General features: G+C 72.0%; 16 protein-coding genes. 12 read left to right on the forward strand and 4 right to left on the reverse strand.

Annotated features, from left to right (window positions below; genetic code table 11):
* The first annotated feature begins 69 nt into the window (after positions 1-69).
* The 3 genes from KME80_RS08200 to thrS are packed head-to-tail and all read left to right on the forward strand — an operon-like array spanning position 70 to position 3,615.
* Positions 70-972, forward strand: a complete 903-nt coding sequence (locus KME80_RS08200) for a TIGR03564 family F420-dependent LLM class oxidoreductase (RefSeq protein ID WP_219502135.1) — start codon at positions 70-72, stop codon at positions 970-972.
* 30 nt (positions 973-1,002) lie between these two features.
* A complete protein-coding gene (locus tag KME80_RS08205) occupies positions 1,003-1,608 on the forward strand; it encodes a glycoside hydrolase family 25 protein (protein ID WP_219502137.1) in 606 nt (201 codons plus the stop codon).
* 42 nt (positions 1,609-1,650) lie between these two features.
* On the forward strand, positions 1,651-3,615 hold the full coding sequence (gene thrS, locus KME80_RS08210; protein WP_372455348.1) for a threonine--tRNA ligase: 1,965 nt from the start codon (positions 1,651-1,653) through the stop codon (positions 3,613-3,615).
* Between the two features lie 48 nt (positions 3,616-3,663).
* Here the strand turns inward: thrS and KME80_RS08215 are convergent, their stop codons facing one another.
* On the reverse strand, positions 3,664-4,383 hold the full coding sequence (locus KME80_RS08215; protein ID WP_219502141.1) for a PIG-L deacetylase family protein: 720 nt from the start codon (positions 4,381-4,383) through the stop codon (positions 3,664-3,666).
* A gap of 50 nt (positions 4,384-4,433) precedes the next feature.
* Here KME80_RS08215 and KME80_RS08220 point away from each other — a divergent pair, with 50 nt between their 5' ends.
* The 3 genes from KME80_RS08220 (at position 4,434) to KME80_RS08230 (ending at position 6,722) form a co-directional block, all read left to right on the forward strand.
* Entirely contained in the window at positions 4,434-5,420 is a 987-nt protein-coding gene (locus KME80_RS08220; protein WP_219502143.1) for an RNA polymerase subunit sigma-70, read from the forward strand.
* A gap of 54 nt (positions 5,421-5,474) precedes the next feature.
* On the forward strand, positions 5,475-5,894 hold the full coding sequence (locus KME80_RS08225) for a DUF1579 domain-containing protein (RefSeq protein ID WP_219502145.1): 420 nt from the start codon (positions 5,475-5,477) through the stop codon (positions 5,892-5,894).
* A gap of 63 nt (positions 5,895-5,957) precedes the next feature.
* The gene (locus KME80_RS08230) at positions 5,958-6,722 is read left to right on the forward strand and encodes an alpha/beta hydrolase (RefSeq protein ID WP_308125655.1); all 765 of its coding nucleotides are present in this window, start codon (positions 5,958-5,960) and stop codon (positions 6,720-6,722) included.
* Positions 6,723-6,747: 25 nt separating this feature from the next.
* Here the strand turns inward: KME80_RS08230 and KME80_RS08235 are convergent, their stop codons facing one another.
* Positions 6,748-7,221, reverse strand: coding sequence for an Asp23/Gls24 family envelope stress response protein (locus KME80_RS08235; RefSeq protein ID WP_219502147.1), 474 nt, complete (start codon positions 7,219-7,221; stop codon positions 6,748-6,750).
* Between the two features lie 83 nt (positions 7,222-7,304).
* Here KME80_RS08235 and KME80_RS08240 point away from each other — a divergent pair, with 83 nt between their 5' ends.
* Positions 7,305-7,835: an HIT family protein gene (locus KME80_RS08240; protein WP_246644316.1), complete on the forward strand. Its 531-nt coding sequence runs from the start codon at positions 7,305-7,307 to the stop codon at positions 7,833-7,835.
* A 9-nt stretch (positions 7,836-7,844) separates the two neighbouring features.
* On the opposite strand, the gene KME80_RS08245 is transcribed toward KME80_RS08240, so the two are convergent.
* Positions 7,845-9,413 (reverse strand): glycoside hydrolase family 10-like protein, encoded by a 1,569-nt coding sequence (locus KME80_RS08245; protein WP_219502152.1) that lies wholly within the window; start codon positions 9,411-9,413, stop codon positions 7,845-7,847.
* Positions 9,414-9,540: 127 nt separating this feature from the next.
* A complete protein-coding gene (locus tag KME80_RS08250) occupies positions 9,541-11,679 on the reverse strand; it encodes an elongation factor G-like protein EF-G2 (RefSeq protein WP_219502154.1) in 2,139 nt (712 codons plus the stop codon).
* Positions 11,680-11,845: 166 nt separating this feature from the next.
* Between KME80_RS08250 and pgsA the strand changes: the two genes are divergently transcribed.
* From pgsA to KME80_RS08275, 5 genes are all read left to right on the forward strand, one after another.
* Positions 11,846-12,448 carry a phosphatidylinositol phosphate synthase gene (gene pgsA, locus KME80_RS08255; RefSeq protein ID WP_219502156.1) on the forward strand — a complete coding sequence of 201 codons (603 nt, stop codon included), beginning with the start codon at positions 11,846-11,848 and terminating at the stop codon, positions 12,446-12,448.
* Entirely contained in the window at positions 12,445-13,353 is a 909-nt protein-coding gene (locus tag KME80_RS08260; protein ID WP_219502159.1) for a phosphatidylinositol mannoside acyltransferase, read from the forward strand. The genes pgsA and KME80_RS08260 overlap by 4 nt, the downstream gene beginning before the upstream one ends.
* A complete protein-coding gene (locus tag KME80_RS08265; protein WP_219502161.1) occupies positions 13,350-14,480 on the forward strand; it encodes a glycosyltransferase family 4 protein in 1,131 nt (376 codons plus the stop codon). Before KME80_RS08260 ends, KME80_RS08265 begins: the two co-directional genes overlap by 4 nt.
* Positions 14,477-15,019, forward strand: a complete 543-nt coding sequence (locus KME80_RS08270) for a hypothetical protein (protein WP_308125656.1) — start codon at positions 14,477-14,479, stop codon at positions 15,017-15,019. Before KME80_RS08265 ends, KME80_RS08270 begins: the two co-directional genes overlap by 4 nt.
* Positions 15,020-15,081: 62 nt before the next feature.
* On the forward strand, positions 15,082-16,101 hold the full coding sequence (locus tag KME80_RS08275) for a DUF3048 domain-containing protein (protein ID WP_308125657.1): 1,020 nt from the start codon (positions 15,082-15,084) through the stop codon (positions 16,099-16,101).
* Positions 16,102-16,120: the final 19 nt, after the last annotated feature.

Raw genomic sequence — 16,120 nt, forward strand, 5'->3', positions numbered from 1 at the left:
GCTCCGCCAACACCCTGGGTGATCGGGTTAGACTCGCGCCTGCGGCCACCAGAATGGAGTTCTGTAGCGATGCGATTCGGACTTCTGATCAACGAGCCCCAGGGGGACGACCCGTTCGCCGAGCTGAGCGAGCGGATCGCCCAGGCGGAGAGCGACGGGTTCGACTCGGCCTGGATGTCGAACATCTTCGGCCTCGACGCGCTCACCGCGCTGGCCGTCGCTGGCAGCCGGGCGGGCGGCGGGATCGAGCTGGGCACCGGCGTGGTGCCGACCTATCCGCGCCACCCGGTGGTGCTCGCGCAGCAGGCCATGACCGTCAACGCGGCGCTCGGCGGGCGGCTGGCGCTCGGCATCGGGCTGTCGCACAAGGTGGTCATCGAGGACGTGTTCGGCTACAGCTACGACCGCCCGGCCCGGCACATGAAGGAGTACCTGGAGATCCTGCTGCCCGCCACCCGCGGCGAGCAGGTCTCCTACGGCGGCGAGACGCTCCGCGCGAACGTGCGCCTGGGCACGCCCGGCGCGGGCCTGCCGGTGCTCGTGGCGGCGCTCGGCCCGCGCATGCTCAGGCTCGCCGGCACCGTCGCCGACGGCACCGTGCTCTGGATGACCGGCCCGAAGACCGTCGCCGGCCACATCGCCCCCACGATCAACGCCGCCGCGGAGGAGGCCGGCCGCGAGCGGCCGCGCATCGTCTGCACGCTGCCGGTCTGCGTCACCGACGACGCCCCCGCCGCGCGGGCGCGCGCCGACGAGATCTTCGCGATGTACGGCAAGCTGCCCTCCTACCGGGCCATGCTGGACCGCGAGGGCGCCGAGGGACCCGGCGACGTGGCGGTCATCGGTGACGAGGACTCCGTCCGGGAGCAGATCGAGGGCCTCGCCGCGGCCGGGGTGACCGATTTCGTGGCCTCCGTCTACGGCGACCGCGAGCGCGCCCGGCAGGTGCTCCTCGGCGCGTCCCGTGGGTGAGCGGCGGGCGCCTGCCTAGACTCCGCAAAGGTGAAGCGCTTGCTGCATGGCATCGACGTGTCCAACTGGCAGGGCTCCGTCGACTGGGCTGACCACGCCCGGTCCGGAGTGGCGTTCGCCTTCGCCAAGGCCACCGAGGGAGGAGACTGGACGGACCGGTGGTTCGCCCGCAACTGGGACGGCATGCGGGAGAACTGGATCGTCTGCGGCGCCTACCACTTCGGCCGGCCCAAGGGCGACCCGGAGCAGCACGCGCGCCACTTCCTGGGCACGATCCGGCAGGCGGGCGGGCTGCGCCGCGGCGACCTGCTCGCGCTCGACCTGGAGACGGGCGACGGGCTCAAGCCGGACGAGGTCGCCCGCTACGCCCGCCGCTGGTGCCGGGCGGTCGAGCGGCAGGCGGGGGTGCGCCCGTTCATCTACACCTTCCAGTCGTTCGCCGGCGCGGGCAACTGCGCCGGCCTGGCCGAATACCCGCTGTGGATCGCCAGCCCGCACCATCCGCGCGGCAGGCCGGCCGTGCCGAGACCGTGGCGCGAGTGGACCATCCACCAGCACGCCAACAGCCCGATCGACCGCAACGTGTTCGAGGGCACCCGCCGGGAGCTGACCAGGCTGGGGTACGACCCGCGATAGCATCGGATCCCACCGATCCGCGTGCTATCCCAGGGAGTCACCGTGTCAGCCGAGCTACGCATCACCCTCGCCGGAGCCGAGCGTGTGGTCGCGGCCGGCACGACGGTCGGCGAGGCCCTGGAGGCCGACGGGCGCGCCGTCGTCGCGGCGCGCGTCAACGGCGAGGCGCGCGACCTGGCCCACCCGCTGGCCGACGGCGACGTGGTCGAGCCCGTCGAGGCGTCCAGCGAGGAAGGCCGGGCGATCATCCGGCACTCCACCGCCCACGTGATGGCCCAGGCGGTGCAGGAGCTGTTCCCCGAGGCCAAGCTGGGCATCGGCCCGCCGGTCGACAACGGCTTCTACTACGACTTCGACGTCGACCAGGCGTTCCAGCCCGACGACCTCAAGCGCGTCGAGAAGCGCATGCGCGAGATCGTCAAGCAGGGCCAGGTGTTCTCCCGCCGCCCCGTCACCGACGACGAGGCGCGCGAGGAGCTCGCCGACGAGCCCTACAAGCTGGAGCTCATCGGCCTCAAGGGCGGCGCGGCCGACGAGGAGGCCGTCGAGGTCGGCGCCGGTCAGCTGACCATCTACGACAACCTCGACGCCAAGACCGGCGAGCTCCACTGGAAGGACCTGTGCCGCGGCCCGCACGTGCCGTCGACCCGGTCCATCCCGGCCTTCAAGCTCATGCGCTCCGGCGGCGCCTACTGGCGCGGCAGCGAGAAGAACCCGCAGCTCCAGCGCATCTACGGCACCGCCTGGGAGTCCCGCGACAAGCAGGACGAATACCTCAAGCTGCTGGAGGAGGCCGAGAAGCGCGACCACCGCAAGCTCGGCGCCGAGCTCGACCTGTTCAGCTTCCCGCCGGAGCTGGGCAGCGGGCTGCCGATCTTCCATCCCAAGGGCGGGATCATCCGCAAGGAGATGGAAGACTACATGCGGGCGCGGCAGGCCGAGGCGGGCTACGAGTTCGTCAACACGCCGCACATCACCAAGTCGTCGCTGTTCGAGACCTCCGGCCACCTGCCGTGGTATGCCGACGACATGTTCCCGGCCTTCGAGCTGGAGGGCGTCGAATACCGGGTCAAGCCGATGAACTGCCCGATGCACAACCTGATCTTCCGGGCGCGTGGGCGCTCCTACCGCGACCTGCCGCTGCGGCTGTGCGAGTTCGGCTCCGTCTACCGCTACGAGAAGTCCGGCGTGGTCCACGGCCTGACCCGGGTGCGCGGCATGACGCAGGACGACGCGCACATCTACACCACCCGCGAGCAGATGGCCGACGAGATCAAGTCGCTGCTGCGGTTCGTGCTGAGCGTGCTGCGCGACTTCGGCCTGTCCGACTTCTACCTGGAGCTGTCCACCCGTGACGACTCCGAGAAGTTCATCGGCGACCCCGCCGAGTGGGAGGAGGCCACCGAGGCGCTGCGCCAGGTGGCGACCGAGTCGGGGCTGACGCTCAAGGACGACCCGGGCGGCGCCGCCTTCTACGGGCCGAAGATCTCCGTGCAGGCCAAGGACGCCATCGGCCGCACCTGGCAGCTGTCCACCATTCAGCTCGACCTCAACCAGCCCAAGCGGTTCGGCCTCGAATACCAGGCCGCCGACGGCAGCCGCCAGACCCCGGTCATGATCCACCGGGCGCTGTTCGGCTCCGTCGAGCGCTTCCTCGGCGTGCTCACCGAGCACTACGCGGGCGCCTTCCCCCCGTGGCTGGCGCCGGTCCAGGTCGTGGGCATCCCGATCGCCGACGCGCACGTCCCCTACCTTCAGGACGTGGCCAAGAAGCTGCGCGAGCGCGGCGTCCGAGTCGACATCGACGCCTCCGACGACCGCATGCAGAAGAAGATCCGCAACGCGCAGAAGTCGAAGGTCCCGTACATGCTGCTCGCGGGCGACGACGACATCGCCAACGGCGCGGTGTCGTTCCGCTACCGCAGCGGGGAGCAGAAGAACGGCGTGGCGGTGGACGAGGCGATCGCCGAGATCGTCAACGCGGTCGAGAGTCGCGTCCAGGTCTGACCAGCCGCTGATCGGCCGCCGATCAGCCGCTGGCCGGCGGCCGGCCGGTCAGCGGCTGAAGAGCCTGAACGGGATCGCCGGGCGGCCACCGAACCGCCCGGCCGTCTCGGCGGCGAACCCCTCGACGAGCGAGCGGGCGTAGTCCTGCGGCGGCTGGTCGGTGAGGGCCTCGATGTAGGCGCGGTGCTCGGCCAGCGACCGGACGCCCGCCTCGAGGCCCGCGGTGACGTCGACCGCGTGAGTGGGGTCGTCGTCGCCGGCCACGGCGACCCAGCGCACGCCGTCCCAGGGCTCGGCCTCGATGTCGGGGAAGATCCACCGGTTGCCCGCGTCGCCGGCGGCGTCGAGCGCGGCCCGGCCGACGGCCCGGTGGTCGGGGGTGTTCCAGGCGGTGCCGCCCCAGGTGTCGGCGAAGTTGAGCGTGATGAGCAGCTCGGGCCGGTGCCTGCGGATGGCCGCGGTGATGTCGCGGCGCAGCGCGACCCCGTACTCGATCACCCCGTCGGGGTGGTCGAGGAACTCCACGGACGTCACGCCGACGACGGCGGCGCCGGTCCGCTCCTCGCGCTCGCGCAGCGGGGCGGCCTCGGCCGGAGGTAGCGTGTCGATGCCCGCCTCGCCCCTGGTGGCCACCAGGTAGGAGACCTCCCGGCCTTCGCCGGTCCACGTCGCCACGGCCGCCGCGCAGCCGTACTCCAGGTCGTCGGGGTGCGCGACCACGGCGAGGGCGCGCCGCCAGTCGCCGGGCATGGGTTCCAGCTGCTCCATGAGCCCACCCTAGAACGTACGATGGCCCGCGGAGCGGAGGAGGCACGAGCATGGACGAGACGGCCAAGGCGATCGCGGCGGGTGACCAGGCGGCGTTCGCGCGGCTGGCCGAGCGCCACCGGCACGAGCTCCAGGTGCACTGCTATCGCATGCTCGGCTCCTACGCCGACGCCGAGGACATGGTGCAGGAGGCGCTGCTGAAGGCGTGGCGCAGGCGCGACACGTTCGAGGGCCGCTCGTCGCTGCGGGCGTGGCTCTACCGCATCGCCACGAACGTCTGCCTCGACGCGCTGTCCGGCCCGGCGCGCTCCCGCGAGGTCGTGGTCACGATGGGCGGCACGCCCGCCGAGGTGCCGTGGCTGCAGCCGTACCCGGACCGGATGCTCGACCTGGCCGGGCCGGGGGAGGGCGAGCCCGACGCGCTCGCCGTCGCCCGCGAGACGATCGAACTGGCCTACCTGGCGGCCATCCAGCACCTGCCGCCGCGCCAGCGGGCGGTGCTCATCCTGCGTGACGTGGCCGGCTGGCCGGCCGAGGAGACCGCGCAGGCGCTGGAGCTGAGCGTGGCCGCGGTCAAGAGCGCGTTGCAGCGCGCCCGCGCGACGCTGCGCACCCACCTGCCCGAGCGGCGCGCCGAATGGGGTCCCGCCACCGAGCCGAGCGCCGAGGAGCGGGCGGTGCTGCGCCGCTACATGCGCGCCTCGGAGACGGGCGACCTCACCGCGCTGGCCGAGCTGCTGCGCGAGGACGCCCGCCAGACGATGCCGCCCGCGACCCGCCTGTACGACGGCCGCGCCGCGATCCTCGGCCTGTGGGCCCCGGTCCTCGAAGGACCCGAGGCGTGGGGCGAGTGGCGCGCGCTGGCGGCGACGGCGAACCGGCAGCCCGCCGCCGCCAACTACGTGCGGCGGCCCGGCGAGACCGTCTTCACCGCGGTCAACCTCGACGTGCTGCGGGTGGAGGACGGGCGGATCGCCGAGATCATCACGTTCGGCCCGGAGGTGTTCGCCGCCTTCGGCCTGCCCGCCACCCTCTGAGAAATTTCTCCCGCCGGACCGATTCCTTTTCCCGCGCCGCGCCGTCATACGGGCATGACTGAAGACATGCAGCTCAAGGCCCTTGACCGGCTCGTCGGCACCTGGCACGTGACCGGTGGCGCGGAGGGCACCGTCACCTACCGCTGGCTCGACGGCGGCTTCTTCCTCGTCCAGGACGTCGACCTGGTCCAGGAGGGCCAGCCGGTCAAGGGCGTGGAGATGATCGGCCGCGAACGCCCGTTCGGCGCCGACAAGCCGAGCGAGGACATCAAGTCCCGCTACTACGACAGCAACGGCAACACCCTCGACTACGTCTATGAGCTGGAGGGCGACACGCTCACCATCTGGGGCCTGGAGAAGGGCTCGCCCGCCTACTACCGGGGCACGTTCTCCGCCGACGGCGACACCGTCACCGGCGCCTGGGTGTACCCGGGCGGGGGCGGCTACCAGTCGGACATGACCCGCGTGAAGTGAGGCCCCGGCCTGTGGTGAACTGGGCCCGTGCGCGTCGCCCTCTGAGCCCTTGTCGTCCTGGCCGTGCTCGCGCTGCTCACCGGGCTGCTCTGGCTGTTCCAGCGGAAGCTGGTCTACCTGCCCGACCGCGGCCCGGTGCCGCCGGCCGGGCAGGTCGTGCCGGGCGCCCGTGACGTCGTGCTGACCACCGGCGACGGGCTGCGGCTGGGCGCCTGGCACGTGCCCGGCGACCACCCGGTGACCGTGCTCGTCGCGGGCGGCAACGCGGGCAACCGGCTGCACCGGGCGCCGCTGGCCAGGGCGCTGGCCGCGCACGGTCTGCCGGTGCTGCTCATGGACTACCGGGGCTACGGCGGCAACCCGGGCAGCCCCGACGAGGAGGGGCTGCTGCGTGACGCGCTGGCGGCGCGCGAGTTCGCCGGCGACGGGCCGGTGATCTACTTCGGGGAGAGCCTGGGGGCGGCCGTGACCACCCGGCTGGCCACCGTCCGGCCGCCCGCCGGGATGGTGCTGCGCTCGCCGTTCACCGACCTGGCGGCGGCCGGGCAGGTCAGCTACCCGTTCCTGCCGGTGCGGGCGCTGCTGCGCGACAGCTTCCCGGTCAGCGGGCTCCTGGCCGGCGTGCGGGCGCCGGTCGTGGTCGTGTACGGCAGCGCCGACACGATCGTGCCGCCGGAGCAGAGCAGGGCGGTCGCCGGGGCGGCGGGCGGGCCGGTCACCGTCGTCGAGGTCCCCGGGGCCGGCCACAACGATCCGGCCCTGCTGACCGGGCCGGAGCTGATCGGCGCCGTCGTCGACCTGGCCGACCGGATCCGCGACACCTCCTGAGCCGGCCGCGCCTCCCGGCGCGCGGTCAGAACGGCTCGTCGCCGGCGGGGTCTGGCGCCGCGCGGCCCTCGCCCGGCAGGCGGACGTCGTCCACGGTCACGTTGACCTCCATGACGCGCATGCCCAGCATCCGGCTCACGCTCCGCGCCACGTTCGCCTTGACCTCGGCGGCGACCTCCATCACCACGTGGCCGTACTCGACCACGATCGTCAGGTCGATCGCCACCTGCCGGTCGTGGATCTCCGCGCTCACGCCCTGGTTGCCGCGCCGCGACCCGATGCCGACGCGGTCGCGTACGGACTCGAAGGCGCGGGCGAGGTCGCCGCCCATGTCGGCGACGCCCGCCACCTCCTGCGCCGCCAGCGCGGCCACCTTCTCCACCACCTCGTCCGCCACCGTGATGCGGCCCTTGACGACGGGGGCGGCGGGCGGCTGGACGGGGCCGGCGGCCTCGGCGGGTGCGGGAGGGTCGGCGTGCTCGGCGATGGCTTCGCTCATGGCTGCCTCCTAGACGGCGTGTCTGGATTGTGCCGGATGTACGCCTCATTTGTCCGCCAAGTCGTGGCCCTATGCTGCTACGTATGCACGATCAGGCAGGGGCCGGGGCGCCCGACAACTTCCAGCGTCTGTGGACCCCGCATCGCATGGCCTACATCAAGGGCGAGAACAAGCCGACGGGGGAGGGGCCCGGCGACGGCTGCCCCTTCGACGCGATCCCCAAGATGAGCGACGAGGAGGGCCTGATTGTCGCCAGGGGCGAGACGGTCTACGCCGTGCTCAACCTCTACCCGTACAACTCCGGCCATCTCATGGTCGTGCCGTACCGTCACGTCTCCGACTACGCCGACCTCGGCGCGGCGGAGCTGACCGAGCTCGGCGACTTCACCCAGCGCTCGCTGCGCGCCCTGCGCGCGGCCAGCGGCGCGCAGGGCTTCAACGTCGGCATGAACCTGGGCCACGTGGCGGGCGCCGGCATCGCCGCCCACCTGCACCAGCACGTGGTGCCCCGGTGGGGCGGCGACACCAACTTCATGCCGGTCGTGGCCCAGACCAAGGTGCTGCCGCAGCTGCTGCGCGACACCCGCCAGATGCTGGCCGACGCCTGGGTCTGATCCCCGGGGCTAGACGGGGTCGACCTTGACCTTGACGGCCTTGCTCTCGTTGTGCAGGCGGTCGAGGGAGGTCACCAGGTAGGTGCCGGCCGACGGGGCGGTGAACGACGGGCCGTTGACGACCGCGACCAGGTTGCGGGCGTCGGTGGTGTGGCAGTCGTCGCCCGACTTCGGCACCCGGTAGACGGCGTAGGAGCGCGCCCCGGGCGAGGCCGTCCAGGTGACGGCCGTGCCCGCGGCCTTGACCCCGGCGGGCTTGGCGGGCGCCTGGCCGCCGCGCTCCTTCATCAGGGGCAGCAGCGCCGGGCGGCGGTAGTGCGTCTTGGCGACCTGGTCGATCGCGCCGAGCGGGTTGGTGAGCAGCTGCTTGGCGCTGAAGTAGACGTCGCCCCTGATCTGCTCATGCCGGCGGTTGAGCGTCAGGTGCGCCGACAGCTCGCCGGGCTTGGTCCAGGCGGCCTCGTCGCGGGCGCCGACCCGGTAGAGGGCCTGGCCGATGTACAGGTGCACGCCGCTTCCCTCGACGGCGTCGGCCCACCACGGCGCCAGCGCCTTGTAGCCGGCCGTCTTGTGGCCGCGCGACCAGTAGAGCTGCGGCATCACGTAGTCGACGGTGCCCGCCTTGATCCAGGCGCGGGCGTCGGCGAAGATCGAGTCGTAGGCGGACATGCCGCCCGTCGCCGACCCGCTCGGGTCGTCGGACTTGTTGCGCCAGATGCCGAACGGGCTGACGCCGAACTTCACGTGCTGCTTGGTCGTGTGCACGGCCTCGTCGACCTGGGCGATGAGCTTGTTGACGTTCTGCCGCCGCCAGTCGGCGAGCTTCTTGCCCTTGCCATACTTTGTAAAGGCGGCGGCGTCGTCGAACGTCCCGCCCTCACCCGGGTACGGGTAGAAGTAGTCGTCGAAGTGGACCCCGTCGACGTCGTAGCGCTTGACCACGTCGGTGACGACCTTGGTCACGTGCTCGCGGACCTGCGGCAGGCCGGGGTTGTAGTAGAGGCGGTCGCCGTACTTGACGGTCCAGCCGGGGTGGCGCTTGGCCGGGTGGCTCGCCGGCAGCTTGGACATGTCGGCGTCGTAGGAGGCCCGGTACGGGTTGAACCAGGCGTGGAACTCCATGCCCCGCTTGTGCGACTCCTCGATGAGCCACGGCAGCGGGTCCCAGCCCGGGTCCTTGCCCGCGGTGCCCGTCAGGAAGCGCGTCCACGGCTCGATCGACGACTTGTACAGCGCGTCGGAGGCGGGCCGCACCTGCACGAACACCGCGTTGAACTTGCGCTTGGCGGCGGCGTCGAGCAGCTTGACGTACTCGGCCTTCTGCCGCTCGGCGGACAGGCCGGTGCGGGAGGGCCAGTCGATGTTCTGCACGGTGGCGATCCACACGCCGCGCAGCTGGCGCTTGGGGTGGCGGGCGTCGGGCGTGCACGCGGCCGTCACGACGGTGTCGGCGGCCGGCTTCTTCTGGGCCTTGGCCTTGCCCTGGTCGGCCACGGCGCCTGGCCCGAAGGTGTAGGCGGCTCCGGTGGCGACGACTGCGAGGGCGGCTGCGGCTAGGAGGGGGCGTCCGGTTCGCATAGTGCCCACCAGTGTGGCATCCCCGCTGACGTGCTCTGACCGGAAAAACGAAATCGGGCCGTGACACTTCTGTTATCCCCGGGGCAGGTGGTTCCCGGGAGGGCCGTGCGCCCTCCCGGGACGCCGGTCAGTCGGCGGCCGCCACCTTGTCGGCCAGGTGCGACGGCAGCGGCTCGTAGCGCAGGAACGTGCGCTGGAAGGTGCCCGTGCCGTGCGACATCGAGCGCAGGTCGATCGCGTAACGGGTGATCTCCAGCTCGGGCACCTCGGCCTTGACCAGGGTGCGGCCGGTGCCGACGGGCTCGGTGCCGAGCACCCGGCCGCGCCGCGACGACAGGTCCGACATCACCGGGCCCACGTAGTCGTCGGCGACCAGCACCGACAGCTCGTCGACCGGCTCCAGCAGCAGCGTGGGCACCTTGGCCGCCGCCTCCTTGAGTGCGAGCTGGCCGGCGATCTGGAAGGCCATGTCGGAGGAGTCGACCGAGTGCGCCTTGCCGTCGTACAGGGTGACGCGCACGTCCACCATCGGGTAGCCGGCCACGACGCCGCGCTCCATCTGGGCCCGCACGCCCTTCTCGACCGACGGGATGAACTGGCGCGGCACCACACCGCCGACGATCTTGTCGACGAACTCGAACCCGCCCCCGGACGGCAGCGGCTCGACCTCCAGGTGGCAGATCGCGTACTGGCCGTGGCCGCCGGTCTGCTTGACGTTGCGCCCCATCGCCTGGCAGCGCCCGCCGAACGTCTCGCGCAGCGGCACCCGCAGCTCGATCCGCTCGACCTCGACGCCGTGCCGCCTGGCCAGGCGGTCGAGCAGCACGTCGGTGTGCGCCTCGCCCATGCACCACAGCACGAGCTGGCGGGTCTCGGCGTTGTTCTCCAGGCGCAGCGTCGGGTCCTCGGCGACCAGGCGGCCCAGGGCCTGGGCGAGCTTGTCCTCGTCGGCCTTGGACTTGGCGCGGATGGCGACCGGCAGCAGCGGCTCGGGCATCGCCCAGGAGGTCATCAGCAGCGGCCGGTCGACCTCCGACAGGGTGTCGCCGGTCTCGGCGCGCGACAGCTTGGCCACGGCCACGATGTCGCCCGCCATGCCCTTGGCCGCGGGGCGCTGCTGCTTGCCGAGCGGGCAGGTCAGGGTGCCGATGCGCTCGTCGACGTCGTGGTCCTCGTGGCCGCGCTCGGCCAGGCCGTGCCCGGAGACGTGCACGGTCATGTCGGGGCGCAGCGTGCCGGAGAAGACGCGCACCAGGCTGATGCGGCCCACGTACGGGTCGCTGGTGGTCTTGACGACCTCGGCGACCAGGGGGCCGTCGGGGTCGCAGGCGATGCCGGTGACGGGCTTGCCGTCGAGCGTGGTGATCTCGGGCATCGGGTGTTCGAGCGGGGAGGGGAAGCCCTGCGTGATGAGCTCCAGCAGCTCCTGGGCGCCGACGCCGAGCCCGGTGCAGAGCACGGGGTAGAAGCTGCCGCGGGCGACGGCCTTCTCCAGGTCGTCGACGAGCACGCCGGTGTCGATCGGGTCGCCCTCCAGGTAGCGCTCCATGAGCGACTCGTCCTCGCTCTCCTGGATGATGCCCTCGATCAGCGGGCCGCGGTACTCCTCGATGCGGGTCTCGTACTCGGGGCCGGGGGCGTTCTCGGTGCGCGAGCCGGTGGCGTAGTTGTAGAACTTCTGCGTCAGCAGCCCGATCAGGCCGTTGACGCGCCCGTTGGTGATCACGGGCAGGTAGAGGGGGGCGACGCCGTCGCCGAAGACGTCCTGGCAGGTGGCGAGCACCTCGTCGAAGTCGGCCCGCTGGTGGTCGATCTTGGTGATGACGACGGCCCTGGGCATGCCGACGCGCGAGCACTCCTCCCACAGCATCTGGGTGAGCCCGTCGACGCCGTCGCAGGCCGACACGACGAACAGCGCGGCGTCGGCGGCCCGCAGCCCGGCGCGCAGGTCGCCGACGAAGTCGGCGTAGCCGGGGGTGTCGAGCAGGTTGATCTTGATGCCGTTGTGCGTCAGCGGGGCCAGGGCCAGGTTGACCGAGCGCTGCTGGCGCACCTCGACCTCGTCGAAGTCGCTGACGGTGTTGCCGTCCTCCACGCGGCCGGCCCGCTGGATGGTGCCGGTGGCGGCCAGGAGCTGCTCGACGAGGGTCGTCTTGCCCGATCCGGAGTGGCCGACCAGGACGACATTGCGTATCGCGTCCGCCTTGTCGGCCGCTGGTGCCCTGCCCGCGGCTCCCATGGCCGCGTTCGCGTTCTTGTCCGCCACTTCGCCTCCCGCGTCATCGGTGCGTGCCAACGCCGCGCCCGCGCGGAGGGGTTCTGGCAACCGCATGGACGCGGTGTGTTCACCAAATACCCCTGTGGCGAATATCACAAGGGGGGCAGGGCAAAGAAAGTCGCCACCCTCAGGATGGCCTACGATCGACAGCGCGATGCTGAAACTCCTGCGCCCGGCCATGACCCGGATACTCACCCCGCTGGGCAGGGCCCTGGTCCGCCGCGGGATCGGCCCCGACGCCGTCACGGCGATCGGCACCCTCGGCACTGTCGTGTCCGCCCTGCTGTTCTTCCCCCTGGGCCTGCTCACCGCGGGCGCTCTGGTGATCACCGTTTTCGTGCTGTTCGACCTGCTCGACGGCGTGGTGGCGCGGCTGGGCGGGGGAGGGGGCAGCACCTGGGGGGCCTTCCTCGACTCCACGCTCGACCGGGTCGCCGACGCGGCGATCTTCGCCGGGCTGATTCTTTACTTCATCTCCACGGGCGACGCGCTTATGGCGGCGGTGACGCTGTTCTGCCTGGTGGCGGGCGCGCTGGTGTCCTATGCGAAGGCGCGGGCCGAGGGGCTCGGGCTGACCTGCGACGTGGGGCTGGCCGAGCGGCCGGAGCGGCTCGTGGTCGCGCTGGTGGCGACCTGCTTCTCCGGGCTGGGGGTGCCCTACGTCCTGGAGGCCGGCATGTGGTTGCTCGCGGCGGCCAGTGCCGTCACCGTGGTACAGCGCGTGGTTCACGTCTACCGGCAGACGAGGGAGCGATGAGCGGCAAGCCGTCTTTCACCGATCGAGTCGTGGCCGCGGGGTTCGCGGCGGGCTGGACCGTGGTCCCGCTGCTGCCCGAGCGGCCCACGGCGGCGGTGTTCCGGTTCCTGGCGGACCGGGTGTGGGCCAGGGGCGGCCGGTCGGTGCGCCGGCTGGAGTCCAACCTGGCCAGGGTGACCGGGCTCGCGCCCGGCAGCGCGGAGCTGCGGGAGCTGACCCGGGCCGGGATGCGCTCCTATTTCCGCTACTTCCACGAGATCTTCCGGCTGCCGTCGATGACGACGGAGGAGATCGTGCGGCGCAGCCACACGGTCGGCGCCGAGCACGTGCACGACACGGTGGCGGCCGGGCGCGGCGTGGTGCTGGCGCTGCCGCACATGGGCAACTGGGACCAGGCGGGCGCCTGGCTGGTGGCGGTCGGCCACCCGTTCACCACGGTCGCCGAGCGGCTGCGGCCGGAGTCGCTGTTCCGCCGTTACGTGCGCTTCCGCGAGGGCCTGGGCATGGAGGTGCTGCCGCTCACCGGCGGCGACGGCCACAACTTCGGCACGCTGGCGACCCGGGTGCGCAAGGGCGGCGTGGTGTGCCTGCCGGCCGAGCGCGACCTGACCAAGAGCGGCGTCGAGGTGGAGTTCTTCGGCGCGACGACGAAGATGCCGGCCGGGCCGCCGCTGCTGGCGGTGCAGACGGGCGCGGCGCTGCTGCCGGCGATCCTGTCGTTCGAGGGCGACGACTGGCGCATCCACATCCACGAGGAGATCCCGGTCCCGGCCGAGGGCAGCCGCAAGGAGAAGGTGGCGGCGGTGGCGCAGAGCCTGGCCGCGGTGTTCGAGAAGGGCATCGCCGAGCATCCGGAGGACTGGCACATGCTGCAGCGGCTCTGGCTGGAGGACCTGCGGCCATGAGGGTCGGGATCGTGTGCCCGTATTCGTGGGACGTGCCCGGCGGGGTCAAGCAGCACGTCGACGACCTGGCGCAGGCGCTGATGGCGCAGGGGCACGAGGTGTCGGTGATCGCGCCGGCCAGTGACGACGACGAGCTCCCGCCGTACGTGACGGGCGCGGGCCGGGCGGTGCCCGTGCCCTACAACGGGTCGGTGGCGCGGATGTCGTTCGGGTTCATCTCGGCGGCGCGGGTGCGGCGCTGGGTGCGCACCGGCGGCTTCGACGTGCTGCACATCCACGAGCCGCTGATCCCCAGCCTGGGCGTGCTGGCCTGCTGGGCGGCCAGGGGGCCGATCGTGGCGACGTTCCACGCCTCCTTCACCCGCTCGCGGGCGATCGCGGTGGCCGAGCCGCTGCTGCGCAGCGCGCTGGAGAAGCTGAGCGGGCGCATCGCGGTCTCCGACGCGGCCCGCAAGAGCCTGGTGGAGCAGTTCGGCGGCGACACGGTGCTGATCCCCAACGGGGTGACCGTCGGCCGCTACACCGAGGCGGAGCCGCTCGACGGGTGGGGGCCCGACGGGGCGACGATCGGGTTCCTGGGGCGGATGGACGAGGAGCGCAAGGGGCTGCCGATCCTGCTGGAGGCGTTCAAGCTGCTGGCGGCCGAGCGGCCGGAGCTGAAGCTGCTGATCGCCGGGCCGGGCGACGCCAAGGACGTCTACGACAAGGTGCCGAAGGCGTTCCGCGACCGGGTGACGGTGCTGGGCATGGTGAGCGAGGCCGACAAGATCCGCGCCTACCATTCGGTCGACGTGTTCTGCGCGCCCAACACGCGCGGGGAGAGCTTCGGGATCGTGCTGGCCGAGGCGATGGCCTCCGGGGCGACGGTGCTGGCCAGCGACATCCCGGCGTTCCGGCGGGTGCTGGGCGAGGGGCAGGCGGGCGCGCTGTTCGCCAACGGCGACGCGGCCTCGCTCGCGCGGGAGGCGGCCGCGCTGCTCGACGCGCCGGAGCGGCGGGCCAAGCTGGCGGAGGAGGCGCTGGTCGCGGTCATGAAGTACGACTGGTCGACGGTGGCGCGTGACGTGGTGCGGGTGTACGAGACGGTGACGGCCGGCGGGGCGGGCCGGGTGGAGGAAGACCTGTGACATCCACCATGATCGTGCTGATCGTGGGCATCGTCGTGGTGCTCACGGCGGTCTACATCTCCTGGCGGGCGGGCCGCCTGGACCGGCTGCACATCCGGCTGGAGCTGGCCCGCGAGGCGCTGGAGGCGGCGCTGACGCGGCGGCGGGCGGTGGTGCTGGAGCTGGCCGGCTCGCGGCTGCTCGACCCGGCGACGTCGCTGGTGCTGGCGGCGGCGGCGCACGAGGCCAGGACGGCCGGGCCGGAGGAGCGCGAGCACGCCGAGAGCGACCTGTCGCGGGCGCTGCGGGCGGCGGTCGACCAGGAGCGCTTCCGGGAGAAGCTGGCCGAGGCTCCCGGCGGCGAGGACCTGCTGGAGGAGCTCGACGCGGCCGTGGCCAAGGTCGTCTACTCACGCCGCTTCTACAACAACGCGGTCGGGGTGACGCGCACGGCGCAGCGCCGCTGGCTGGCGCGCACGCTGCGCCTGGCAGGGCACACCGAGTACCCCGACTTCTTCGAGATCGACGACGATCCGCCGGCAGCCATGGCAACTGAATGACCCGATTTTGGGTAGACCGGTAAGCTTCCTTCCGTTTCAGGCAAGAGCGGAGGAGATTTCAGGTGCGGCTACCCCGGATGATCACGGTGACGCTGGCCGGAGCGGCCGTCCTTCTCCCGCTGGCGGCCTGCTCGTCGGAGGAGCCCGCGCCCGGAAACGTGCCGCAGGCCGCCACGTCGCAGGCGCCGGTCGAGGAGCCGACGCCGGAGAACCTGCACCCGTTCACGGGCCTGCCGATGACGGGCGGGGCCAAGCCGGTGGTCGCCGTCAAGATCGAGAACACCGCCGCGGGCAAGCCGCAGATGGGGCTCAAGAGCGCGGACATCGTCTACATCGAGCAGGTCGAGGCGGGCCTGACGCGGCTCATGGCGATCTTCTCGTCGAAGATCCCGGCCAAGGTCGGCCCGGTCCGCAGCGCCCGCATCTCCGACCTGCACATCGCGCCCATGTTCGGCAAGCCCGCGTTCTCCTACTCGGGCGCGCAGACCAAGATGCTGCCGTTCATCGCCGAGGCGTCGCTGTTCGACGTCTCCGACAGCCGGGTGCCCGGCGCGTACTTCCGCCAGCCCGGCCGCTTCGCCCCCTACAACCTGTTCGCCCACACCAAGAAGCTGCTGGCCGCCGCGCCGAAGGCGAGCAAGGCCAAGGACGTCGGCTTCACCTTCGGCGACCCGCCCGCCGAGGGCGGCGTCGAGCGCAAGTCCTACACGGTCAGGTGGCCCGCGGCCCGCTTCACCTTCGCCTGGTCGGAGGCCAAGAAGCAGTGGCTGATCTGGCAGGACGGCAAGAAGGACATGGCGGCCGAGGGCGGCCAGCTCGGCGCCCCGACGATCGTCATCCAGTACACCAAGACCGAGCGCTCGCAGTTCCACGACAGCAACCAGAGCTACACGCCGCTGGTGCACACCACCGGCAAGGGCTCGGCGATCGTGCTGCGGGACGGCAAGGCGTACAAGGCGAAGTGGGAGCGGGAATCGGAGGACGGCGGCACGACGTTCACCACTCAGAGCGGCGAGTCGATGAACTTCGCGCCCGGGCAGGTCTGGGTGGCGCTCGCCAGCCGCAAGCCTGTGACTCCTTGACGTACAAAACTCCCCGCCG

The organism is Nonomuraea ceibae, assembly GCF_019396325.1.
In the GTDB taxonomy this organism is placed as follows: domain Bacteria; phylum Actinomycetota; class Actinomycetes; order Streptosporangiales; family Streptosporangiaceae; genus Nonomuraea; species Nonomuraea ceibae.

Bases quoted from the DNA above. Each gene is read 5' to 3' on its own strand.
- pgsA (WP_219502156.1), top strand. From the start codon at position 11,846: ATGCTGAAACTCCTGCGCCCGGCCATGACCCGGATACTCACCCCGCTG.
- KME80_RS08225 (WP_219502145.1), top strand. From the start codon at position 5,475: ATGACTGAAGACATGCAGCTCAAGGCCCTTGACCGGCTCGTCGGCACC.
- KME80_RS08235 (WP_219502147.1), bottom strand. From the start codon at position 7,221: ATGAGCGAAGCCATCGCCGAGCACGCCGACCCTCCCGCACCCGCCGAG.
- KME80_RS08200 (WP_219502135.1), top strand. From the start codon at position 70: ATGCGATTCGGACTTCTGATCAACGAGCCCCAGGGGGACGACCCGTTC.
- KME80_RS08260 (WP_219502159.1), top strand. From the start codon at position 12,445: ATGAGCGGCAAGCCGTCTTTCACCGATCGAGTCGTGGCCGCGGGGTTC.
- KME80_RS08245 (WP_219502152.1), bottom strand. From the start codon at position 9,413: ATGCGAACCGGACGCCCCCTCCTAGCCGCAGCCGCCCTCGCAGTCGTC.
- KME80_RS08265 (WP_219502161.1), top strand. From the start codon at position 13,350: ATGAGGGTCGGGATCGTGTGCCCGTATTCGTGGGACGTGCCCGGCGGG.
- KME80_RS08240 (WP_246644316.1), top strand. From the start codon at position 7,305: ATGCACGATCAGGCAGGGGCCGGGGCGCCCGACAACTTCCAGCGTCTG.
- KME80_RS08215 (WP_219502141.1), bottom strand. From the start codon at position 4,383: ATGGAGCAGCTGGAACCCATGCCCGGCGACTGGCGGCGCGCCCTCGCC.
- KME80_RS08220 (WP_219502143.1), top strand. From the start codon at position 4,434: ATGGACGAGACGGCCAAGGCGATCGCGGCGGGTGACCAGGCGGCGTTC.